Annotated in this window: 22 protein-coding genes and 1 tRNA gene; 9 read left to right on the forward strand and 14 right to left on the reverse strand. The window is 64.3% G+C overall.

The genetic code is table 11. From position 1 onward, the window contains the following. The first annotated feature begins 74 nt into the window (after window positions 1-74). Window positions 75-467 (forward strand): MarR family winged helix-turn-helix transcriptional regulator, encoded by a 393-nt coding sequence (locus D779_RS09430; protein ID WP_052348010.1) that lies wholly within the window; start codon window positions 75-77, stop codon window positions 465-467. Between the two features lie 25 nt (window positions 468-492). Here D779_RS09430 and D779_RS09435 read toward each other — a convergent pair. The 4 genes from D779_RS09435 to D779_RS09450 all read right to left on the reverse strand — a co-directional run bounded on the left by D779_RS09435 (window position 493) and on the right by D779_RS09450 (window position 2,820). Continuing rightward, a tRNA-Leu gene (locus D779_RS09435) sits at window positions 493-577 on the reverse strand. A 395-nt stretch (window positions 578-972) separates the two neighbouring features. Continuing rightward, window positions 973-1,662 (reverse strand): hypothetical protein, encoded by a 690-nt coding sequence (locus D779_RS09440; RefSeq protein WP_043753085.1) that lies wholly within the window; start codon window positions 1,660-1,662, stop codon window positions 973-975. A gap of 9 nt (window positions 1,663-1,671) precedes the next feature. Continuing rightward, window positions 1,672-2,118: a hypothetical protein gene (locus D779_RS09445; protein ID WP_043753087.1), complete on the reverse strand. Its 447-nt coding sequence runs from the start codon at window positions 2,116-2,118 to the stop codon at window positions 1,672-1,674. Between the two features lie 108 nt (window positions 2,119-2,226). Next, window positions 2,227-2,820: a lytic transglycosylase domain-containing protein gene (locus D779_RS09450; RefSeq protein WP_332307754.1), complete on the reverse strand. Its 594-nt coding sequence runs from the start codon at window positions 2,818-2,820 to the stop codon at window positions 2,227-2,229. Between the two features lie 343 nt (window positions 2,821-3,163). Here D779_RS09450 and nth point away from each other — a divergent pair, with 343 nt between their 5' ends. The 5 genes from nth (at window position 3,164) to D779_RS09475 (ending at window position 7,277) form a co-directional block, all read left to right on the forward strand. Continuing rightward, window positions 3,164-3,814: an endonuclease III gene (nth, locus tag D779_RS09455; protein WP_043753261.1), complete on the forward strand. Its 651-nt coding sequence runs from the start codon at window positions 3,164-3,166 to the stop codon at window positions 3,812-3,814. A 19-nt stretch (window positions 3,815-3,833) separates the two neighbouring features. Next, on the forward strand, window positions 3,834-4,274 hold the full coding sequence (locus D779_RS09460) for a DUF1841 family protein (RefSeq protein ID WP_043753091.1): 441 nt from the start codon (window positions 3,834-3,836) through the stop codon (window positions 4,272-4,274). A gap of 158 nt (window positions 4,275-4,432) precedes the next feature. Next, the gene (locus D779_RS09465; RefSeq protein ID WP_043753094.1) at window positions 4,433-4,861 is read left to right on the forward strand and encodes a host attachment protein; all 429 of its coding nucleotides are present in this window, start codon (window positions 4,433-4,435) and stop codon (window positions 4,859-4,861) included. Window positions 4,862-5,009: 148 nt separating this feature from the next. Then, entirely contained in the window at window positions 5,010-6,407 is a 1,398-nt protein-coding gene (gene sthA, locus D779_RS09470; protein WP_043753097.1) for a Si-specific NAD(P)(+) transhydrogenase, read from the forward strand. Window positions 6,408-6,686: 279 nt separating this feature from the next. Further along, the gene (locus tag D779_RS09475; RefSeq protein ID WP_043753099.1) at window positions 6,687-7,277 is read left to right on the forward strand and encodes a hypothetical protein; all 591 of its coding nucleotides are present in this window, start codon (window positions 6,687-6,689) and stop codon (window positions 7,275-7,277) included. 105 nt (window positions 7,278-7,382) lie between these two features. Here D779_RS09475 and gshA read toward each other — a convergent pair whose 3' ends face one another. The 6 genes from gshA to rluD form a co-directional block, all read right to left on the reverse strand. Then, on the reverse strand, window positions 7,383-9,008 hold the full coding sequence (gshA, locus tag D779_RS09480; RefSeq protein ID WP_052348012.1) for a glutamate--cysteine ligase: 1,626 nt from the start codon (window positions 9,006-9,008) through the stop codon (window positions 7,383-7,385). 2 nt (window positions 9,009-9,010) lie between these two features. Beyond that, complete coding sequence (locus D779_RS09485) at window positions 9,011-11,113, reverse strand: carboxy terminal-processing peptidase (protein WP_043753100.1); 2,103 nt, start codon at window positions 11,111-11,113, stop codon at window positions 9,011-9,013. Window positions 11,114-11,299: 186 nt separating this feature from the next. Further along, window positions 11,300-11,803: a peptide deformylase gene (gene def / locus D779_RS09490; protein WP_043753102.1), complete on the reverse strand. Its 504-nt coding sequence runs from the start codon at window positions 11,801-11,803 to the stop codon at window positions 11,300-11,302. 3 nt (window positions 11,804-11,806) lie between these two features. Next, a complete protein-coding gene (locus D779_RS09495; RefSeq protein WP_043753265.1) occupies window positions 11,807-12,328 on the reverse strand; it encodes a glycine cleavage system protein R in 522 nt (173 codons plus the stop codon). Between the two features lie 20 nt (window positions 12,329-12,348). Further along, window positions 12,349-13,083 carry a peptidoglycan editing factor PgeF gene (pgeF, locus tag D779_RS09500; protein ID WP_043753105.1) on the reverse strand — a complete coding sequence of 245 codons (735 nt, stop codon included), beginning with the start codon at window positions 13,081-13,083 and terminating at the stop codon, window positions 12,349-12,351. Continuing rightward, window positions 13,080-14,045, reverse strand: coding sequence for a 23S rRNA pseudouridine(1911/1915/1917) synthase RluD (rluD, locus tag D779_RS09505; protein WP_043753106.1), 966 nt, complete (start codon window positions 14,043-14,045; stop codon window positions 13,080-13,082). Before rluD ends, pgeF begins: the two co-directional genes overlap by 4 nt. 105 nt (window positions 14,046-14,150) lie before the next feature. On the opposite strand from rluD, the gene D779_RS09510 reads away from it, so the two are divergent. Continuing rightward, window positions 14,151-14,978, forward strand: coding sequence for an outer membrane protein assembly factor BamD (locus D779_RS09510; RefSeq protein WP_043753108.1), 828 nt, complete (start codon window positions 14,151-14,153; stop codon window positions 14,976-14,978). Window positions 14,979-15,156: 178 nt separating this feature from the next. On the opposite strand, the gene D779_RS09515 is transcribed toward D779_RS09510, so the two are convergent. The 4 genes from D779_RS09515 to sucC form a co-directional block, all read right to left on the reverse strand. Then, window positions 15,157-15,495, reverse strand: a complete 339-nt coding sequence (locus tag D779_RS09515) for a P-II family nitrogen regulator (RefSeq protein WP_043753110.1) — start codon at window positions 15,493-15,495, stop codon at window positions 15,157-15,159. A gap of 87 nt (window positions 15,496-15,582) precedes the next feature. Further along, a complete protein-coding gene (locus D779_RS09520; protein WP_043753112.1) occupies window positions 15,583-17,199 on the reverse strand; it encodes an NAD+ synthase in 1,617 nt (538 codons plus the stop codon). A gap of 72 nt (window positions 17,200-17,271) precedes the next feature. Continuing rightward, window positions 17,272-18,144 (reverse strand): succinate--CoA ligase subunit alpha, encoded by an 873-nt coding sequence (sucD, locus tag D779_RS09525; RefSeq protein WP_043753114.1) that lies wholly within the window; start codon window positions 18,142-18,144, stop codon window positions 17,272-17,274. Then, the gene (gene sucC / locus D779_RS09530; protein ID WP_269747382.1) at window positions 18,141-19,364 is read right to left on the reverse strand and encodes an ADP-forming succinate--CoA ligase subunit beta; all 1,224 of its coding nucleotides are present in this window, start codon (window positions 19,362-19,364) and stop codon (window positions 18,141-18,143) included. The genes sucD and sucC overlap by 4 nt, the downstream gene beginning before the upstream one ends. Before the next feature lie 127 nt (window positions 19,365-19,491). Between sucC and D779_RS09535 the strand changes: the two genes are divergently transcribed. Together D779_RS09535 and D779_RS09540 are read left to right on the forward strand one after the other, a co-directional pair. After that, complete coding sequence (locus tag D779_RS09535; protein ID WP_043753117.1) at window positions 19,492-21,159, forward strand: sensor histidine kinase; 1,668 nt, start codon at window positions 19,492-19,494, stop codon at window positions 21,157-21,159. A 148-nt stretch (window positions 21,160-21,307) separates the two neighbouring features. Beyond that, on the forward strand, window positions 21,308-22,660 hold the full coding sequence (locus D779_RS09540) for a sigma-54-dependent transcriptional regulator (protein ID WP_043753119.1): 1,353 nt from the start codon (window positions 21,308-21,310) through the stop codon (window positions 22,658-22,660). Window positions 22,661-22,684: the final 24 nt, after the last annotated feature.

Genomic DNA, 22,684 nt, shown 5'->3' on the forward strand with positions numbered 1-22,684 from the left:
CACGACGACAACGACCGCCACCCGCTCGACAACCCTATTTGACACCGCTGGCGGCATGAGTGTGGACCGGAGTTATGATCACCGCCATCAAGAAGCAACTGGATAAAGCCAAGCTACACCGCTACTACCGCATGATTGAGGAGTTTAGGACCATAGATCCTGACATGCCTGTGCAACAGATAGCCACGTTCCTCTTCGTAGCGACGCGAGAGGGATCCTCGGTCAAAGCGATCTCAGCCGGAACAGGACAGGTGTCCAGCAGCACCAGCAGAAACATAGCAGCACTGTCTAAATATCATCGCCTGAACAAGCCAGGACTTGACCTGATCGAAGCCAGGGAGGATCCCGCAGACAGGAGGTATAAGACAGTCCACCTGACGCCGAAAGGACATATGTTTGCCGAGAACCTAATCTACAAGATCGAAACCACAGAGGAAAAAGAGAAGGGTGAGTCAAAGGAGTTGTAGCGGATAAAGGAGGGGATACAGCAGGTGGTAGCGTCGCCCGGACTCGAACCGGGATGCCTTTCGGCGCAGCATTTTGAGTGCTGTGTGTCTACCAATTCCACCACGACGCCAAGAACAACAATCAGGAGGTGGCCGATGGTAGAGATATTAACGATGCTCGTCAAGCAAACTGGTTGGGGGCGTATCCTACATCTTGATCCCAGCACAACCTACACTCGCTATCGGAGCGCATGGACCGCAGTCATGGCCGTTCCCCGTCACTTCGTTGACTATCGGACCCCACGCCAAGCGCCACAGATGTGGCAATGTGGGCGCCTCAAGCCTCATACCGCCACGCGCCGAGACACCTAGGATACTGTTTTATATAATCTATTTCTCCAGACAAATCATGACATCAGACTCAAAAATCTGACGGTGGCGACATCGCGCCGGTTCGAGTCCGGCTCCCGGTACCATAATCCTCGAAAGGGGGCGAAACCACTAAGTTTCGCCCCCTTTTTTCGTTTCAGCACGGAAGGCTCGGAAGCGAACGGCGCCGTTCGGAAGCGCGCCACAGCAGGTAGACCGCAAGGGCGAAACATCCTGTCCCGACCGCCGTCAAGGTCTGCTCGATCCAGTGCATCGCCATGGTCTTGGGGACGGCCATCGCGATCGGCTGGAGCGCGAAGATCATCCCGAGGTTGACCCCGAAGAGCAGAGCGATCATCCAGCGGCGCAGGTGCAGGCTCGCCCAAATGAGCTGGGCGCTGAGGATCAGATTGCCGAGGCTCGCCAGAACCAGGAGCGGCAGGAACCAACCGCGGGGAATCTCCCACAGCCATTGCCTGAGCGCCGCGACGAGGAAGGCGACCAGGATCGATGAAACCGCGAGACGCCAGCCTCCGATCGCGACATGCCCACGCAGATTGCGCGAGCTGGCCCAGACGGAAACGGCCAAGAGCGCAAAGCCGGGCGCCATCAAGGGAAACAGGGCCGCGGCCAACCAGGCGAGATCGGTCCCGGTCGATGCCGCGATGAGCTTCCACGATGCCTTCGAAAGACCTCCGGCAAACACCAGAGCGCCACCGGTCAGCGCCATGAGACGACGCTCGGGAAGCTGCAGTCCCACGAAACGGGACAGATACCAGAGCGCCGCGCCGGTCAGAAAGACCGGCACGAAATCATAAAGCGCGAGGGCGATCGAAAACTCCAGCACCGAAGGTGGCTAGAGCTCGACCAGATCGGCGATCGACTTGTAGAAGAACTCGAGCCAGCGATCGCCGTCAGGGAAGTCCATCGACATGGGTCGCTGCCCGTCCGTATCTCGAACGCAGGTGAAGACCGGCGAGCCGTCCGGCTTGAGCGTCACCTCGAAACGCAGATAGCCTTGAGGCACGGCCAGCTTCAGTCCATAGGGCGCTTCCCGGGGGCCGAGCATGCCGACGAGCAAGACTCTCACCCGATCGTCGCGCCGATGGTAGTCGCGCGGCCAAATCTGCTTGAGGATCGAAATTCGAACGAACTCGTTCTCGACGTCCTTGAAGGCGCGAATGAGCGGCGCGGCGATCTGGGCACAGGACTCGTATTTCCTACGCGTCTTGACATCGGAATCTTGCGCCGTCAAGGCGCTCTCTTGCGCGAGCTCGCGCAGTTTCTGGAGGGTTTGATTCATATCGACTTACCAAAAACCAAACGGGTGACACCCTTGGCGACAAACACCTGAAGACCGCAGCAGACGCGAGCGCGAACGGGGCAGACTCCCTGAGACAGGCGTCCTAAATCAAGGAATGCGGCTCGTGTCCAGCTCGAACATCGGCCGACTCTCAGGACCGATATCGTGCAGGGCCGGATTCAGCAGCCGAACATCCAGCGTAGGCTTGACTTTCAAGGACAGAAGCGATGGATCGAGATATTTTTTCAGCAGACGCCGCGAGTTGCGGTTATACCGCATGCCGCGAAGCGCCTGTACCTGGCGCAAGGCATCCTGTGTCGGCGCGGTCCCGCCATGTCGGCGATAGTTCCTGATCACGGCCTCGGTGTAGTTGAGCGTCTCGAGGTAGGTGACCCGGCTGTTGGTCCGGTCCACCACACCCTCCCCGGCGTTGTAGGCCATGATCACACGACCGTAGTCGTTCTCGTATTTTCTCAATAGCCGCTTCAGGTGACGCGTTCCCGTACGCAGGTTGACCTCGGGATCGAACAGACGCTCCGGGGAGGTCACTCCATAATCGGCCGCCGTCGCCGGCATCAGCTGCATCAGCCCAATCGCGCCGGCCCCCGATACCGCATGGGCATTATAGTTGGACTCGGCCACGACCACCGCCCGGACCAGGGCCGTTTCGACCTTATAGCTAGAGGCGATTCCCGGAATCATGGCATCGACCTGAGCCCGACTCGGCCGAGCCCGATTCGGTGGCTTCGGCAGGACGGACTCGGACGAAGCTGCCGCCCCCTCGCTCCGCGAGGCGGCAGCAGGCTTGTCCGATCCAGCGGATGGAGAGGCCATCGCCTGGCCCCATCCAACCCCCGATGGAATCAGACAACAAGCGAGCGTAATAGCCAGATGCGATTTAACCATGAAGTAAACAACCCTTGTGCGCCGATCCATCTACAGCAGGTACGACCGCCAAACGATGAGTTTTGCATGTGACGACAGTCTTCACCACAATTCAAGCAAGGCGTGACGATTTGAAACGATGAGCAACAACGACCAAGCGATGAACGCCAAGACACGCCGGCTCATCTTCGAGCGCCTCCGTGCGGCCAATCCCGATCCACGCACCGAACTGGTCTATGACAGCACCTTCGAGCTGCTGATCGCCGTGATCCTCTCGGCGCAGGCGACCGACCGCAGCGTCAACCAGGCCACCGCCGGACTCTTTGCCGAGGCCGATACGCCCGAGGCCATGATCGCGCTGGGCGAAGAGGGGCTCAAGCGACACATCCGCACCATCGGCCTGTTCAACACCAAGGCCAGGAACATCCTGAAGACCTGCGAAGCCCTGCTCGCCAATCATGACGGCCAGGTCCCACGTGATCGCAAGGCACTGGAGGCACTTCCAGGCGTCGGGCGCAAAACGGCGAACGTGGTGCTGAACACGGCCTTCGGGGAGCCTACCATGGCGGTCGACACCCATATCTTCCGGGTCGCCAACCGCACTCGAATCGCCGAAGGCAAGACGCCCCTGGCCGTCGAACGGGCACTCCTGAGCAACGTGCCCGAGGAATTCCTGCAGGATGCCCACCATTGGCTCATTCTGCACGGACGCTATACCTGCCTCGCCCGCAAACCGCGCTGCGCCGCGTGTCTTATCGAGGATCTGTGCGAATACAGCGATAAGACGGCCCCCAGCCCCGACGCCAACTAGCCATCGGAACACCCTCATCATGCTTTCCGCCGACAGACAGACCCACAGACGCATCTTCATCCAGGCCTGGCGCAAGGCCAGGCAGTCCGAGCCACTGGAGCCGCTGGAACGCCAGATCGTCGAGATCCTGCAGAGGCACCCGGAATACCAGGGCTTGCTCGAGACCGAGGACGCCACCCTGGACAAGGACTTTCTCCCTCAGCAAGGCGAAACCAATCCATTTCTCCACCTGGGCCTGCACCTGGCGATCCTCGAGCAGATCAGCATCGACCAGCCCGCCGGCATCCGCCAAGGCTACCTCGACCTGGCACAGGGTCTGGGCGATGCCCATCAGGCCGAACATCGCATCATGGAATGCCTGGCCAACGCGCTATGGAGGCTCCAGCACGACCAAGGTCCCTTCGACGAGGGCGACTATCTCGCCTGCATCGCCGCGGCCAAGTCGCGCAAACACCCCTGAGATCACATTTGCGTGACGGGGCTGTTACACTCGATCCCAACGGCAAGCGTCTCGTTCGGAACGCGATCGAAGTCCATCACATGGCCGGAACCTGACGCCCCGTTATCGTCACGTCCGGCAATGCCGGGACAGGACACAACGCACGAGGAAGATGACCTATGCCGACTTGGATACTGGTTGCAGACAACAGCCGCGCCCGCATCTTCGCCGCCGAGAAGGCGGCGGGTTCCATCCAAGAAATCAGCACGCTGACCTTCCCCGAAGGCAGGCTGCACGAGGGGGATCTCATCAGCGACAAGGGAGGTCGCAGCCACAGCCCATCCGGGGCCAACGCCATCAATGCGGACGGCGCGCACAAACAGGACAACGCGGAGCGATTCGCCGGTCTGATCTGCGACGACCTCGAGGCAGCACGCAACCAAGGACGCTTCAGCAAGCTCTACATCCTCGCCTCGCCCTCATTGCTCGGACTGTTGCGCAAGCACCAATCCGCCCCTCTCAAGCAAATGATTGCCGGCGAATTCGACAAGAACCTCACCACTCAAGCACCCGAAGCCATCCGCAAGCACCTGCCGGATTTCCTCTGACAGGAAGGTTCGATCGGCGCAGGGATGCGCCCGCCATCGATCCGATCCCCTCCTCGCCTGGCAAGACTCGCGTCGCTGTCGCCCGCGGCCAGCCCGAAAAACCTATGTTAATCTAATCGTTCATTGAAAGATCCAAGGTCCGAGACGCATGGTCACGAAAGAATACGACACGATCGTCATTGGAACGGGGCCAGGCGGCGAAGGCGCGGCCATGAAGCTCGCCAAGACGGGACAGCGCGTCGCCGTGATCGAGGCCCATGATGCCGTCGGCGGCGGCTGCACCCATTGGGGCACGATCCCCAGCAAGGCGCTGCGGCACTCGATTCAGATGCTGGCGGACTATCGGCGCAACCCGCTCTTCCAGCACACCCAGCATCAGGTCGAGGTCGAATTCCCCGATCTGCTGAGGGCGGCCGACGACGTCATCAGCACCCAGGTCCGGACCCGCTTCCGGCATTACCGCCGCAACCGTGTCGACGTCATCTTCGGACGCGCCCGTTTCCTGACCCCGGAGATCATCGAGGTCAAGGCAACCGCAGGCACGTCCGAGCAGCTGCGCGGCGGCCATTTCGTCATCGCGACCGGATCGCGCCCCTATCATCCGCCCGACCTGGATTTCAGCCACCCCCGGATTCGCGACAGCGATTCGGTCCTCTCGCTCGAGCACACGCCCAAATCCGTCACCATCTATGGTGCCGGAGTGATCGGATGCGAATACGCCTCCATCCTCGGCTCGCTCGACGTCAAGGTGAATCTGGTCAACAACCGCGATCGGCTGCTGTCCTATCTGGACGACGAGATCACGGACGCCCTGAGCTACCACCTGCGCCAGCAGGGCGTCGTCATCCGCAACGACGAGACCTACGAACGGGTGGAGGCGGATGACGAGGGCGTGGTGCTCCATTGCTGCTCGGGCAAGAAATTCCGGACCGAGATCCTGCTGTGGGCCAACGGACGCACCGGGAACACCCTGGACATGGGACTCGAGGAGATCGGCCTGGTCCCGAACGGACGCGGCCAGCTGGAGGTCAACGCCAGCTATCAGACCGCCCATCCGCATATCTATGCGGTCGGCGACGTGGTCGGCGCGCCCTCGCTCGCCAGCGCCAGTTACGATCAGGGGCGCTTCGTCGGGGCGCACATCGCCGACGGAAGCTGCGACTGGTCGCTGATCGAGGAATTCCCGACAGGAATCTATACGGTCCCCGAGATCAGCTCCATCGGCCGTACCGAGCGCGAGCTGACCGCCGCCCAGATCCCCTACGAGGTGGCCCAGGCGGACTTCAAGACCATCGCCCGCGCCCAGATCACCGGACATACGGTCGGGATGCTCAAGCTGCTCTTCCATCGCGAGACGCTGGAGATCCTGGGCATCCACTGCTTCGGCGAGCAGGCCGCCGAGATCGTCCACATCGGTCAGGCGATCATGTCGCAGCCTGGGGAGTGCAACAACATCCGCTATTTCACCGAAACGACCTTCAACTACCCCACCATGGCCGAGGCCTATCGCGTCGCCGCGCTCAACGGGCTGAACCGGCTCTTCTGACCCGAGCGTCCGAGACGAGAGACCTGCGGCATCCCAATCGGTGCATCCGAGACAGGCGCATGGTGTTGCTAATTCAGAAATCTCTTATATACTGATCGCCTAATCGACTCGGCCCGAGTCGAGACCCATGCCGAAGAACCCGTTCGACCCGATCCACCGAACTCGGTGTCAGGATCGCAAAACGGGCTGGCCCTCAGGAATCATTGAAACGACAACGGATGTCGCATGGCTGGTTGCCCGCTTTTCAATCGAATTTCAATTAGCATCAAGGTGTGTCCCATGACCAAGCTTCATCTCGCCTCCGTTATCGCCCTCGCTGCCGCATCCACGACCGCGAGCGCCTGGTACGCCCTGCCGCCCTACGCCGTTGCGCCGGCCATGACCCCCGAGCAGCAGCTGGAAGTCGTCGAGCAACAGAAGGCCATGATGGAGCAGCAGGCCAAGGCGTTCGAGCAGGCCATGGAGGCCCAGCGCCAGTTCGCGGAGCAGCAGGCCGACTACTTCAAGCCGTTCGCCCAGAACCCCGAGACGCTCGGCTTCCCCGGCCATCCCTACGGAGCCGCTCCGGCCTTCCCAGAAATGCCCCCCATGCCCGAGCTGGGTCAGTACCCCGCATTCCCCGAGATGCCGGAAATGCCCGAGTTCGGCCAGTATCCTGAAATGCCCAAGGCCCCTGAATTCGGCAAGGCGCCCGAGCTGCCGGCCGCCGTTCAGAAGCGCATCGAGGAGATGGACGCCTACCGCGCCCAGGCCAAGCAGCGCATGGAAGAGAAGCGCGCCGCGTTCAAACAGATGAGCGAGCAGCGTCGCGCCATGCACCCGGCCCCTCGTTTCGATCGCGCCCCGGCCGCCGACAGCAGCAAGGGTTGATCCCGACCCCACACCCTAAAGGGTGTATGGCTTTAGAGAGGCACAGGACCCCGCTTCGGCGGGGCTCTGTGCGTTCCGGGGCGGCCAAAATGACAAGAGCGAACATCAGGGATCCGGTCGCGCCCAGGCGGGCCTGGTCTCGGCCCCCTCCTCGTCTTGCGCGAAATAGTCCCGCAGGAAGTCATCGAAGCTCCGGTCGTCGGCCGCCTCGATCTCGGCCTGACGCCGAATCGACTCCAGGGCCAGCTCCTCGAACAGGACAGATCGCGCATCGCTCGGCGGATCCGCTAGAAAATAGGCGCGATGTTCCTCGGACAGACGCCGAGAAACGGCGAAGAATCCCTCACGCCGCTCGCGCATGGTCTCGAGCAATCGGGCCGATGGTGTCAGATCCGGATGCGTCACCTTATCCATCTGCCGGCGCAGCGTCTGTGAACGGGGCCCATCCGCGCCGCCGTCGAGCAGTTCGGCGACCGCCACCATGCGATCGAGCAGCTCGCTCGCCCAGACCTTCAAGGCGACCGGCCGGCGATCCCACATCAGCGTCAGACCAGGCTCGCGACCGCGATGCGCGGTCAGCACCAGATTCTCGTCGATATGATCTCGCTCGGTCGCTGCTACATGTGGACTCTCCGAGAGCAGGCAATAGAGCATCAGGGTCTCGATGAACAGCATCTGATCCAGACCGATCCCGAGCGGCTCGAACGGATTCACGTCCAGGGAGCGCAGTTCGACATAGAGGATGCCGCGACGCTTCAGGGCCTGGGTCGGCTTCTCCATCCAGCGGGTCAGCTGCTTGGGCCTGACCGTGCTGTAGTACTCGTTCTCGATCTGCAGCACATTGGCGTTGAGCTGCTCGTAGCGATCGCCAATCTTGACCCCGATCGACTCGTACTGCGGACAGGGGGTTTGGATGGCCCAGTCGAGGCTCCGCACATAGGAATCCAGGCTGTCGTAACAGGCCTTCATCCCGGTGCCCTCCTCCTGCTTGTTCTGATAGCCGATGTCGCCCATGCGCAGCGAGGTGGCATAGGGATAGTAGAGGGTGCTGGAATCGAAGGGCTCGAGATCGGTCGACTGATCCTGAACGAAGCTGGCACACACGGCTGGCGAGGCCCCGAAGAGATAGGGAATCAGCCATCCGCGCCGCTGCAGATTGCGGATCATCCCCATCTGGGCGGCGGAGCGAAAGGTCACCGGGTCGGCGCCATCGGCCTCCTGCCGCTGATAGAGCCGCCAGAAGTCCTCGCCGAAGGAGAAGTTGAAATGCACCCCGGCGATCACCTGCATGGTCCGGCCGTAACGATTGCCGAGACCACGTCGATAGACGGTCTTCATGATGCCGGCGTTGGAGGTACCGTAGCGGGCCAGGGGAATGCTGCGCGCGCCCTCGAGCACGCACGGCATGCTGGTCGCCCACAGCAACTCCTCCCCGAGATGGAGATAGACGAAGCGGTGGATGTCCTCGAGGAAGTCGAGCGCCTCGGCGGAATCCGTCAGGGCCGGGGTGATCAGCTCGATCAGCGCCTCGGAGAAATCGGTCGTGATATAGGGATGGGTGAGGGCCGCGCCCAGCTCCCGGGGATGCGAGGTGCGGGCCAGCTTGCCCGACGCCCCTACCCGCAACCCTTCCTTTTCGAGACCGACGCGATTTTCGGCAAAGATCCCCCTGCCCCCTTCCAACCGGAGGCGTTCGATGCGCCGCTCGAGCGGCGCCTGTTCTGCGGTCAAGTTCAGTTCCTCATCACGGAGCGAATCGCATTGGAGCCTCGCCCCAGCTGGATCTCGTCTGCAAGTATGCGGGCCGCCTCGTCGACCTCGATCCGGGCGATGGCATCGCGCTGGACCTCGAGCGCGTCCTCGTCGATCTCGTCGGCGTCCTCGTCCACCGGAGTGATCCCTTGCGAACGCAGGAAGCGATCCTGATCGGCCTTGAAGCGGCGCTCGCGCGCGTCGTCCTCGGCGCGCCGGTCGCTCTCGCGCAGCGAGACCTGCTTCTGCTCGTCGACATCGCGCATCAGTTTGCTGCGCTCGGTCAGCATCTTGAAACCGAAATCACCGGCGATCCGCTCGGCCGAGCGGCGCGTCAATCGACCCACCTCGACCGCTCCCACCTTCTTGAACCTGGCCGGGTCGATGCGGGTCCAGGGCAGTGCGTTCTCGAGCGAGCGTTCGCCGTGCTTGGTCATGTAATCGGCCGTCGGAAAGCGGATATCCGGCTCCACGCCGCGCAGCTGAGTGCTTCCGCCACTGATGCGGAAGAACTCGGCCATGGTCAGGCGCAGCCGGCCAAGATCGTCATGATCGCCAGGCACGTAGCGATTGAGATCGATCAGCGTCTGGACGGTCCCCTTGCCGAAGGTCGGCTCGCCGATGATGAGGCCGCGGCCATAGTCCTGTATGGCGGCGGCGAAGATCTCGGAGGCCGAGGCGCTCTCGCGATCGACCAGCACGGCCAGGGGCCCGTCGTAGGCGACGCCCGAGTCCGTGTCCGTCTCGACCTCGACCTTGCCGAAGGCATCCTTGACCTGGACCACGGGTCCAAGATCGATGAAGAGCCCGGTGAGCGAGGTCGCCTCGGCCAGGGACCCGCCGCCATTGCCGCGCAGATCGACGACGATCCCGTCGACGCCGGCGGCGGCGAGCTTCTCGATCAGGGCGCGCACGTCGCGGGTGGTGCTGCGGAAATTGCTTCGCCCGGCGCCCTCGGCCTCGAAATCGCGATAGAAGGCCGGGATTTCGATGACCCCGATCTCGAGCCCGGGCCCATTGGCGAGCTTGTCCACGACATAGCTCTTCGCCGCCTGGTCCTCGAGTTTGATCTCGTTGCGCACCAGCGAGACCTCGCGGGTATGGGCGGTCGAACCGCTGGACTTGGGCATGATCTGGAGACGCACGACCGATCCCTTGGGACCGCGGATCTTGTCGACCACGTCCTCCAGACGCCAGCCAACCACGTCCTCCATGGGACCGTCCAGCCCCTGGGCCACGCCGACGATCTGATCCCCCGCACGCACCTGGCCGGAGTCCCGCGCCGGCCCGCCGGGCACGGTGCTCTGCACCACCGTGTACTCGTTGTCGCCCCGAAGCACGGCACCGATCCCCTCGAGCGAGAGCTTCATGCTGATGTCGAAGTTCTCGGAGGTGGCCGGCGACATATAGCTGGTGTGCGGCTCGATGGTCCCGGTATAGGAATTCATGAACGCCTGGAAGACGTCGTCGCCGTCGAACTGATGGATGCGGCGGGCGAGCCCCTGATAGCGCTTGGTCAGACGCTCGCGGATCTCGGACTCGGACTTGTCGGCCAGCTTCAGGGTCAGGAAGTCGTTCTTGACGCGCCGCCGCCAGCGGTCGTCCAGCTCGGCGGTATCCTTGGCCCAAGGGGTGTTCTCCGCATCGAACGCATAGAGTTCCGTCCGATCGAAGTCGAACTTGCGATCCAGCAGCTCGAGGGCGTAGGCGACCCGCTCGTCGACCCGCATGCGATAGACGCGGAACACGTCGAAGGCCACGTCCAGCTCGCCGCGACGCAGATTCTCGTCGAAACGACGTGCGCCATTCTCGAAGCGCTCGACGTCGTGCGCCAGGAAAAAGGCTCGGTTGGGATCCAGGTCGTCCAGATAGCGCGCGAGCACGGCCCTGGCGAAATCCCTGTCCAGCGTCACCTTGCGGTAGTGATAACGCTCCAGCACCTTGTTGATGACGATGGCCGCCTTGGTCTGACCCGGGTTCGGAAACAGCTCCGACAGCGGAACCGTATGGGGGGTCGCCAGAGACGCCGTCGCGAACAGGCAGAGGGTGATGGCCAGCGAAGTGAGAGAAAGGCGCTGTCTCATGGTCGGTACTCGTATTCGGTCTCTGGATCCAGCGGAAGGAGACGCGGTCGGCCAAGGCCGAAGGGGTCTCGAAGGGATCGGTTCGGGCCCGTGCCGGCCCGGACTGGATGGTCCGACCGCGTCACTGGGCCGCACAGCAGGAACACTAGGGGCTAACCCGCGAATGAACAAGAATTGTACACGCGATCAGGTCTTGTAGACCTTACGACGATAGAGATCCGTGCGCCGGCTCACGACCCGGTCGACGAACAGCAGACCGTCCAGATGATCGAGCTCGTGCTGCACCGCGCGCGCCTCGAAGCCCTCCATGTCGTATTGGTGCTCCTGCCCCTCGGGATCCTGGGTCTTGAGCCGGATATGGGTCGCCCGAATCACGTTGCCCGTGTAGTCGGGCACGGACAGACAGCCCTCGCGCCCCATGGCATATCCCTCCCAGTGCACGATCTCCGGATTCACCAGAATCAGATGGCCGTGATTCGGTGTCTTGGGACGACTGGAAAGATCGATGATGACGATACGCTGGAAGCGCCCGACCTGGGGCGCCGCGATCCCGACCGCGGCGGGCCCGGCCTGGCGGGTCTCCTCGAGGTCGGCGACGAAGGCGCGGAACTCGTCGTCGAAGCGCTCGACCGGCTCGGAAACCGTCTTGAGACGCGGGTCGGGTAGTTTCAGTATGTCCAGGATAGCCATCGATCAACCGATCATCACATCGACGGGAGAGACATCCACCGAGACCCCGCTCTCGCTCAAGGGCGCCAGGGCGCCTTGAACCGCCTCCAGCGTCGCGTCGCAATAGCCCTGGATGTTCATGATGTAAATGGGACGGTCCCGATCGCCCGCCACGTCGGACTCGAGCTCCAGGATATTGAAACCCTGTTCGGCCAGGGTCCGGGTCACCTCGGCGACGATCCCGGCCCGATCCGCGCCCGCGACCCGCACCTGCAGGTTCGGCAGCAGGTGCTGATGCAGCCCGCCGCGCAGCGGATCCAGATGCAGACGCAGCCCCATCTCCTCGGCGGCCGGCTTCAGCGCCTCCAGGATCTCGTCCGGGGATCGCTCGCCGCCGACCATGAGCATGATGGTGAAGTTGCCGCCGAGACGGATCATGGATGCCTCGCCCAGGTTGCAGCCGAGCTGGTAGAGCACCCGGGTGAGCTGGGCCACGATGCCGGGCCGGTCGGCTCCGACCAGGGTCAACATGTTCCAATCGGACATGGATTCGGATATCTCCATTGCTAGTGTTCTTGGGCGAGCCAGATGAGGCTCGCCATTCGACCGGTCGTACCGTCGCGGCGGTAGGAAAAGAACCGCCCCGGCTGGGAATGGGTGCAGTCGCCGCCGCCGAAGACGCGCCGCACACCGAGCCGGGCGAGACGCTGCCTGGCCAGGGTGAAGAGATCGGCGAACCAGCGCCCCTCGCGGTCGCCCGGCCGAAAGGCCCCGCCGGCCATCGGATCGATCGCGACGAAGGCATCGCGCACCTCGGCCCCGACCTCGAAGGCATCCGGGCCGATCGCCGGCCCGAGCCACACCATCAGACGGTCCGGCTCCAGACACAGGGAGGCGACCGCGGATTCGATCACCCCACCGGCCAGCCCGCGCCAGCCGGCATGTACCGCCGCCACGCGAGTCCCGCGGTCGTCGCAGATCAGCAGCGGCAGACAGTCCGCGGTCATGACCACGCACACAGGCCCCGGCCGCGTCGCCAGGGAGGCGTCGGCATCGGCCCGGCCCGCCTCGGCATCGACCACCCGACAGCCATGCATCTGAGTCAGCCAGCAGGGCTCATGCGGCAGACCGAGATGCGCGACGAGGCTGCGTCGATTGTGCGCGACGTCAGCCGGATCGTCGTCCACATGGTCGGCCAGATTGAGGCTCGCAAAGGGTCCTCGACTGACACCGCCGCCCCGGGTGGTCGAGACGGCGCGGACCCGCTCGGGCGCGGGCCAATCGGGAACGATCGGATTCATGGCGAAGGCTCCTGCCGGAACAGCGTCAGGAGCGCATCGAGATCGGTCGCCATCGGCACCTCCCACTCCATCGGCTCGCCGGTCGCCGGATGAATCAGCCCCAGGCGCAAGGCATGAAGGGCCTGACGCGGGAAAGACTGGATCGCCGCGGCGAGCTCCGGGCCGCAGCCCTTGGGTGGACGCGGTCGCGCACCATAGGTACGGTCGCCAACGAGAGGATGATGGACGTGAGTCATGTGCACGCGTATTTGATGGGTACGACCCGTCTCCAGTTCCACACCCAGCAGACTGTGCCCCGGATAACGCTCGAGCACCTGATAGTGCGTGACCGCCGGCCGGCCGCCGCTCACCACCGCCATCTTGGTCCGGTGCTGTGGATGCCGGCCGATCGGGGCCTCGATACGCCCGCCGGCCACCAGCTCGCCGAGCACCAGGGCGCGATATTCGCGGTGCACGCTGCGCTGCTGGAGCTGCTCGACCAGCGACTTGTGTGCCATCAGCGTCTTGGCCACCACCAGCAGGCCGGTCGTATCCTTGTCCAGCCGATGCACGATGCCGGCCCGGGGCACGGCGGCCAGCGCCGGCACATGATGGAGCAAGGCGTTGAGCAGGGTCCCGTCGGGATTGCCGGCCGCCGGATGGACCACCAGCCCGGCCGGCTTGTCGATGACCAGGATCTCCTCGTCCTCGTACACCAGATCCAGCGCGATGTCCTGGGCGACGAACGCCTGCTCCAGCGCGCAGACGGCCTCGATCCGGATCGACTCGCCGCCCCAGACCTTGTCGCGACAGCGTCCGGAGGCATCGTCGACCAGCACCTGGCCGGCCTCGATCCACTGCTGGAGCCGGCTGCGGGAGAATTCGGGGAGCAAGGTCGCCAGGGCCTGATCGAGCCGCCGTCCGGCGAGCGCCGGATCGACCTGGAACGAACGGCGAACGAGCCTGTCTGTCGCCTGCGTCATCTGTGGGTCACGCGGCGGATTCGAGGCCGCACACCGTCGCCCGGCCCCGCGCCGCTCATTCGTCCTTCGGGTATACTGCGAGACAATTTGAAAAGGTATTCGAACATGCCACGAACGTTAACACGACTGACCCTGCTGTTGCTCGTCGTCACGCTCGCAGGATGCGGTGTCTTCGGCAAGGAGATCGACGAAACCGAGGGCTGGAGTGCGTCCAAGCTCTATTCCGAGGCCGCCTCCGAGCTGGACTCGGGAAGCTACGAGCGCGCCATCGAGCTCTACGAGAAACTCGAGGCACGCTATCCCTTCGGCCGCTACGCCATGCAGGCGCAGCTCGACGTCGCCTATGCCCATTACCGCAACGACGATCCCGAGGACGCCATCTCCGCGGCGGACCGCTTCATCAAGCTCTACCCGCAGAACCCCTATGTCGACTACGCCTATTATCTGAAAGGCATCGTCAACTACAACCGCAGCATCGGCTTCCTCGACCGCTTCATCCCGACGGATGCCTCCCAGCGCGACCCGGGCTCGGCCATGGATGCCTTCACCGACTTCTCGGTGCTGGTGGAGCGGTTTCCCGACAGCAAATACGCCAAGGACGCGCGCCAGCGCATGGTCTATCTGCGCAACAACCTCGCCCACAACGAGGTCCACGTCGCCCGCTACTACATGAAGCGAGGGGCCTACGTGGCGGCCGCGAACCGGGCCAACTACGTCATCGAGCACTTCCAGCGCACCAGCGCGGTGGACGACGCACTGGAGGTGCTGATCGACGCCTACGATGCGCTCGACAAGAAGGACCTGGCAGAGGACGCCAAACGGGTGCTGGAACTCAATCGCCAGGCCGGACGCTTCGTCCCGGACGAGCCAGAGCCGGACAAAGCCGATCTGGCACGCAAGCTGTGGGACTATCTGAGCCTCGACGAGAACTAGCCTGGAGCCGGCCCCGTCGGCTGACGCAGCCAAGCCGCCTGAACTCCCCGCATCCAGCGATTCGGTCCGCATAGCGGACCCTAGAGTCCACGCCTCGGTAGGGCCCGCTGTGCGGACCGAACCTCCATTCAGACGGCCTATCAGGCCCGACGAATCGACCGGCGAAATCCGACGAGGATCAGATCGCCGCCTCGTCCTCTTCGCCGGTACGAATCCGCACCACGCGCTGGACGTCGGAGACGAAGATCTTGCCGTCGCCGATCTTGCCGGTGCGCGCCGCGGTGGTAATGGCGGCGATGCAGCCTTCCACCTGGTCGTCGGCGAGAATCAGCTCGATCTTCACCTTCGGCAGGAAGTCGACCACGTATTCAGCGCCGCGATAGAGCTCGGTGTGGCCCTTTTGACGGCCGAAGCCCTTGACCTCGATGGCGGTCATGCCGGTGATGCCGGCGGCGGACAACGCCTCACGCACATCGTCCAGCTTGAAGGGCTTGATGATCGCTTCGACCTTTTTCATGAATCTCTCCGTTCAGGGTCACGGCTATATTGAGTTGGAAGTATATGTTCGGGACCGACCGATGAACAGCGCCGCAAGGACACAGGCTCAGAAGCCGCTGGTGATCGGGTAGCGCCGATCGCGCCCGAACGCCCGTTTGGAGATCCGCACTCCGGGCGGCGCCTGACGGCGCTTGTACTCGTTGCGGTCCACCAGGCGGGCGACCCGACGCACGACATCGGAAGGATAGCCCCGGGCGACGATCGCTTCGACCCCTTCGTCCTCCTCGATGTAGAGGCGCAGGATGTCGTCGAGCGTCTCGTAAGGGGGAAGACTGTCCTGATCGGTCTGATCGGGTCTCAGTTCGGCCGAGGGCGCTCGGGTCAGAACGCGCTCGGGGATCACCTCACCGAGCCGGTTGCGGTATCGCGCCAGCCGGTAGACCAGCATCTTGGGCACGTCCTTGATGGGCGCGAAACCACCGGCCATATCGCCATAGAGAGTCGCGTAGCCGACCGACATCTCGCTCTTGTTGCCGGTGGTGAGCAGGATGCGACCGCTCTTGTTGCTGATGGCCATGAGGATGATGCCGCGGCAGCGTGCCTGGATGTTCTCCTCGGTGACATCCACCGGCTGACCGGCGAACGCCGGCTCGAGCATCTCGAGAAAGGTCCGAAAGGCCGGTTCGATGGCGATGGTTCGGGACGCGACACCGAGCCTTTCGGCCTCCTCCAGGGCGTCCTCGTTGCTCATGCCGGCCGTATAGCGCGAGGGCATCAGCACCACCTCGACGCGATCGGCGCCAAGGGCGTCCACGGCGATCGCCAGGGTCAGAGCCGAATCGATTCCGCCGGACAGGCCCAGCACGGCGCCCTTGAAACCGTTCTTGCGCACATAGTCGCGCACGCCGAGCACCAGCGCCTGATAGACGACCGCATCCGGATCGAGCGGGGACGGCTCCTCGTCGGGCCCGGGCAGTACCCGGACGCCGGTCTCGTCGCCCTCGATCTCGATACCGAGATCGCACTCGACGAAGGCGGGCGCGCGACGCACCACGCGACCGTCCCGATCGACCGCGAACGAGGCCCCATCGAACACCAGCTCGTCCTGACCGCCGACCAGATTGGCATAGAGGATCGGCAGGCCATGATCGCGGGCGCGCCGCCCGAGCAGCGTCTCGCGCTCCTGAGGCTTGCCGGCGTGGAATGGCGAGGCGTTGATGTTCAAGAGGACCTGCGCCCCCGCCTCGGCCGCCTGCCCGGCCGGCCCGTCCTGCCAGATATCCTCGCAGACGGTCAGACCGAAGCGCAGCCCGCGATGCTCGAAGACAGTGGCCGTCGAGCCGGGCATGAAATAGCGCTTCTCGTCGAAGACGCTGTAGTTCGGCAGATGCTGCTTGGCGTACTCGGCGACCAGCTCGCCGTCGCGCCAAACTCCGGCCACGTTGAAGAGCCCCCCGACCGCCGCGCGCGGATAGCCGAGCACCAGGGCGATCCCAAAGCTCTCGGCCGAGATGCGCTCCAGGGCCGACTCGACACGCCGCATGAATTCGGGCCTCAGCAGCAGATCCTCCGGGGGATAGCCGGTGAGGACGAGCTCGGGAAACAGCACCATATGGGCGCCCGCCTCGCGCGCCACGCCTGCGGCGGCGATCACGCGCTCCGCGTTGCCGGCCACGTCACCGACCAATGGGTTGATCTGCGCGATCTGGATACGACAGCCCACGCTCTTTGACTCCCGAAATGAAGTGAGGACATCGAGGCCACCGGAGGGCCGTTCAAGCCCTCGAGGACCGGTTCAGTTGGACAGCAGCTCGGCCATGCGCGCCCCCATCATCGCCGGAGAGCGCACCGTGGCTACCCCGGCCGACTCCAGTGCCGCGTACTTGCCGTCGGCGGTTCCGCCACCACCGGTCACGATAGCGCCGGCATGGCCCATCCGCTTGCCGGCCGGGGCCGTGACCCCGGCGATATAGGCCACCACCGGCTTGGTCATGTGCCCCTGAATGAACTCCGCCGCCGCCTCCTCGGCCGCCCCCCCGATCTCGCCGACCAGGATGACGCCCCGGGTCTGATCGTCGGCCTCGAAACGCTCGAGACAGTCGACGAAGTCCAGGCCCTGGATCGGATCGCCGCCGATGCCGATGCAGGTGCTCTGCCCCAGGCCGACGGCGGTCGTCTGGAACACGGCCTCGTAGGTCAGGGTCCCCGAGCGCGAGACGATACCGATACGGCCCGGCCGATGGATGCCTCCGGGCATGATACCGATCTTGCAGGCGCCCGGGGTGATGATGCCCGGACAATTGGGTCCGATGAGCACCGAATCGGACCCGGCCAGCGCCGCCTTGACGCGCAGCATGTCGAGGACCGGAATGCCCTCGGTGATGCAGACGATGACGCCGATGCCGGCATCGGCGGCCTCGAGGACGGCGTCCGCCGCGTAGGGCGCCGGAACGTAGATCATGGTGGCATCGGCGCCCGTCTCCGTCACCGCATCCCGAACCGTGTCGAAGACGGGCCGATCCAGATGCCGCTGACCGCCCTTTCCGGGCGTCACGCCGCCGACCAGATTGGTGCCATAGGCGATCGCCTGCTCGCTGTGAAAGGTCCCCTGCCTACCGGTGAACCCCTGGCAGATCAGACGCGTCTCATGACCGACCAGAACGCTCATGCCACACCCTCCGCCGACGCCAGCCCTCGACTCGCGGCCGCGACCGCCTTGTCGGCCGCCTCGCCCAGACTGCTCGCGGTCGCCACCGGGAGACCGCTCTCGGCCAGCATCCGCAATCCCTGCTCGGCATTGGTACCCTCGAGCCGCACCACCACGGGAACGCCGACCCGCACCTCGCGCACGGCCTGGATGATGCCCTCGGCGATCAGGTCGCAGCGCACGATGCCGCCGAAGATGTTGACCAAGACCGCCTCGACCTTGGGGTCGGAGAGGATCAGCTTGAACGCCTCGGCCACCCGCGCCGCCGTGGCCCCGCCGCCGACGTCGAGAAAGTTCGCCGGGGCTCCTCCATGCAGCTTGACCAGATCCATGGTGGCCATGGCCAGACCTGCCCCATTGACCATGCAGCCGATGTTGCCGTCGAGACTGATGTAGTTGAGATCGTGCATGCGTGCCTCGGCCTCGCGCGAATCCTCCTGCGTCGGATCGCGCAGCTCAGCCAGCCGGCGCTGACGGTAGAGGGCATTGTCGTCCAGGTTCACCTTGGCATCCAGCGCGACCAGATCGCCGGCGGCCGTCACGACCAGCGGATTGATCTCGACCAGGCTGGCGTCCGAGTCGTTGAAGAGACGGTAGAGTCCCTCCATGAGGCCCCCGAGCGCCTTGATCTGCCCCCCCTCCAGCCCCAGACCGAAACCGAGACGCCGAACCTGATAGGGCTGCAGCCCGACGGCCGGGTGCACCCGAACGAGCAGAATGCGCTCGGGCATCTCGGCGGCAACCCTCTCGATGTCCATCCCGCCGGACGCCGAGGCCATGAACAGATAGCGCTCCGATGCACGCTCCACCAGGAGGCTCAGATAGAGCTCGCGCGCGATCTCGGTCGGCTCCTCGACCAGCAGCGACTCGACCGGCAGCCCCTCCGCGCCGCTCTGATACGTGACCAGACGGCGCCCCAGCAGACGGTCCGCGGCGCCCGAAACCTCCTCGGCCCGATTGGCGACGACCACGCCGCCGGCCTTGCCGCGTCCGCCCGAATACACCTGCGCCTTGATCACCCAGCGCGAGCCGCCGAGCGCCTCGCATGCCGCAAGCGCCTCGCCCGGGGTGCGCGCCAGAATGCCGCGCGGAACAGGAATTTGATGGGCCCGAAACAGCTCTTTCGCCTGATACTCGTGTAGATTCATCCGTTTGCCTGAGGTCGCACCACTCCGCGCCACACGTGCCCTCGACCGGCACTACTTGGAAAACCGACGCGAAGCGGCCAATTAGCCTGAGTTGGCTAATTCTGGTCTAATTCGAACTCGCTTGCCAAAAGAACAATCGACGTCAGGTAACTCGGCCAGGATGAAGAGGAACGGACTCGAGGTCGACCGCGACCGGATCCCGCCCGCTGAAACGGACCCTGAGCCATCCAAGGCCGATCCGTCGCAGGGACCTGCCCGACCGGAAGGACGCTACCCGAACTGGACCGCCTTGCGCTGGCTGTTCCTGTTCCGTCTGCTGATCGTCGTCGGCCTGATCCTCAATTTCTCCCCCGCCAATCCGACCCTGTCGTCGACCAAATCGGACCCGCAGTGGGCCTGGGACATCCTTGTCGTCTACGGCCTGCTGGTCCTGCTGAGCGGCTTCGGCCTCTCGATGCACCGCCCGCGCCCGGAGAACCAGGTCCAGATCGCCATCTTCATCGACATCCTCGTCTTCACGCTGCTGATGCAGGCCGCGGGCGGAATCACCAGCGGGCTCGGCATTCTGCTCGCGGTGGCGGTGGCCGCCGGAGCGCTCATGCTGGAGGGCAAGCTGTCCCTGCTGTTCGCAGCCCTGGCCTCGATCGCCGTCATCACCCAGCAGCTCTATGCCCTGCTCGCCAGCGATCAGCAGACGATCTCATTCACCCATGCCGGGCTGCTCGGACTGCTCTTCTTCGCCGTCGCGCTGCTCTCCCACGTGCTCTATCGGCGCGTGCGCTCCGCGGAGGAACTGGCGGCCCGCCGTCAGGTCGACATCGACGACCTCTCCAAGCTCAACGATTTCATCATCCAGAGCATCAATACAGGAATCCTGGTGGCCGACGGCGATCGCCATTTGCGCCTGATGAATCAGGCGGCTCGGGAACTGCTCGGCGTGCGCCGCTTCCGCACCGGCGTCGCCCTGAGCAAGCTGTCGCCAGAGCTCTGCCACTGGCTGATGGAACGGGTCAGTTCGAACGATCCATCCGATGGATCGCTGCACATCGGCAACCGTCAGATCAACGCATCGCTCAGATTGCTGGGGGACTATCGCGCGAGCGGCGTCATCCTCTATCTGCGCGACACCCAAGAGATCGCCCGCGAGATCCAACAAGGCAAGCTGGCCTCGCTCGGCACGCTCACGGCCAGCATCGCCCACAACATCCGCAATCCATTGAGTGCCATCACCCATGCCAGTCAGCTGATCGCCGAGGATCCGAGCCTCTCCGGCGACAACCACCACCTGACCGAGATCATCCGGCGCAACGGCGCCCGCATCGAGGAAACGGTGCAGAGCATCCTGCAACTCTCGCGCCGCCAGGAGATAGAGCCCTGCCCCATCGATCTGGAGATCTGGGTGCAGCACTTCGCCGCCGAATTCCGCGAATCGCACGCACTCGACGAGGAGCGCTGCGCCATCGAACCGACGAAGGAAGCCGTCAGGGTGGAGGCGGATGCGCGTCATCTGCACCAGATTCTCGCCAACCTCGCCGAGAACAGTCTCATCCACGGGCGTCTCGACGGCCAGCCGCCCCGGATCCGCCTGCGCTTGCGGACCGATCCCCAGCAGGGCAACCCCATCCTCGAACTCCAGGACGCGGGTCCCGGCATCGACGCGACCACAGCCAAGGAGATCTTCAATCCATTCTTCACCACCAAATCTCAGGGCACCGGTCTCGGGCTCTACATCGCCCGCGAGCTGGCCGAATCCAACGGCATCCGCATCAGCCATCACCCGGTCGCGCCTCACGGAAGCTGCTTCAGACTGACCTTCCCTCCGACATGAACGGTTCCATCGACTTCCAGTCGGGCCTGCACAGGCGCTATCCTTCGACCTGCACCGGCATGCACCGAGACGCTCTCGGCGATGTCCCGCCCGCTCGTCTCTCCCCTCTCCAAGGCTGCCGCCGCTCAGCAACAAGGCATGGACACCCATGAACAAGGCTCAGGCACTCGTCGTCGACGACGAGCCCGACATCCTCGATCTGATCGAGATCACACTCGGACGCATGGACGTGCAGGTCCGCACGGCGCTCACGCTCGCCGACGCCATCCGCACGCTGCAGCAAGGCCGCTTCGACCTCTGTCTGACCGACATGAACCTGCCCGACGGATCGGGCTTCGATCTGCTGCACCACATCGCCGAGCATCGCCCGGATCTGCCGGTGGCCATGATCACCGCACACGGCAGCCTGGAATCGGCGGTCGCGGCCATGAAAGCCGGAGCCTTCGATTTCGTCCCCAAGCCGGTCGACCTCAAGCAGCTCCGCACCCTGGTCGGCTCGGCGCTCAAGCTGCGCGGTCCGCTGGCGACGAGCAACGAACGCGACCGGATGCAGGCCCGTCTGCTCGGCGACTCGGCCGCGATGGAGCAGATCCGGCGCCTGATCGCCAAGCTCGCCCGCAACCAGGCCCCGGTCTTCATCACCGGCGAGAGCGGAACCGGCAAGGAACTGGCGGCCCGGCTCATCCATTCGCAGGGACCGCGCGGAGAGGCGCCCTTCGTCGCCGTCAACTGCGGCGCCATCCCCCAGGATCTGGTCGAGAGCGAACTCTTCGGCCACAAGAAGGGCAGCTTCACCGGCGCGGTCGGCGACAAGGAGGGTCTGTTCCGGGCCGCGGAGGGCGGCACCCTCTTTCTCGACGAGATCGCCGACCTCCCGCTTCCGGCGCAGGTCAAGCTGTTGCGCGCCATCCAGGAGAAATGCGTGAGGCCCGTCGGGGCATCCCGCGAGGTACCGGTGAACGTGCGCATCATCAGCGCCAGCCATCGCGACCTCACGACCGAGGTCGACAAGGGGCGTTTTCGGCAGGATCTCTTCTATCGGATCAACGTCATCGAGCTGCGTATGCCGGCACTGCGCGAGCGACCCCAGGACATTCCTCTGCTCGCCGACCACCTGCTCAATCAGCTCGCCAGATCCCAGCCCGGGGTCGAGGTGGCCCGGATGAGGCTCGCACCAGCGGCGATCGAGGCGCTCAAGCGTCACCCCTTCCCGGGAAACGTGCGCGAGCTGGAGAACATCCTCGAGCGCGCGACGGCGCTCTGCGAATCCAGCCGGATCGAGGTCGAGGACCTCTATCTCAGCAAGACCGAGTGCCAACCGACCGTCGAGGAAGGCATGGACGAACGCCTTCCCCTGGAGGATTATCTCGGCGAGATCGAACGGCGCGCCATCCTCAACGCCCTGGAAGAAACCCATTGGAACCGCACGGCCGCGGCCAGAAAATTGGGGATGACGCTGAGGTCGCTGCGCTACCGTCTGTCCAAGCTCGGGATCGAGTGACGGCGCCCCGGCCCCTCCTCGACC

Origin of the sequence: Imhoffiella purpurea, from assembly GCF_000585215.1 — a bacterium.
Classification (GTDB): Bacteria; Pseudomonadota; Gammaproteobacteria; order Chromatiales; family Chromatiaceae; genus Imhoffiella; species Imhoffiella purpurea.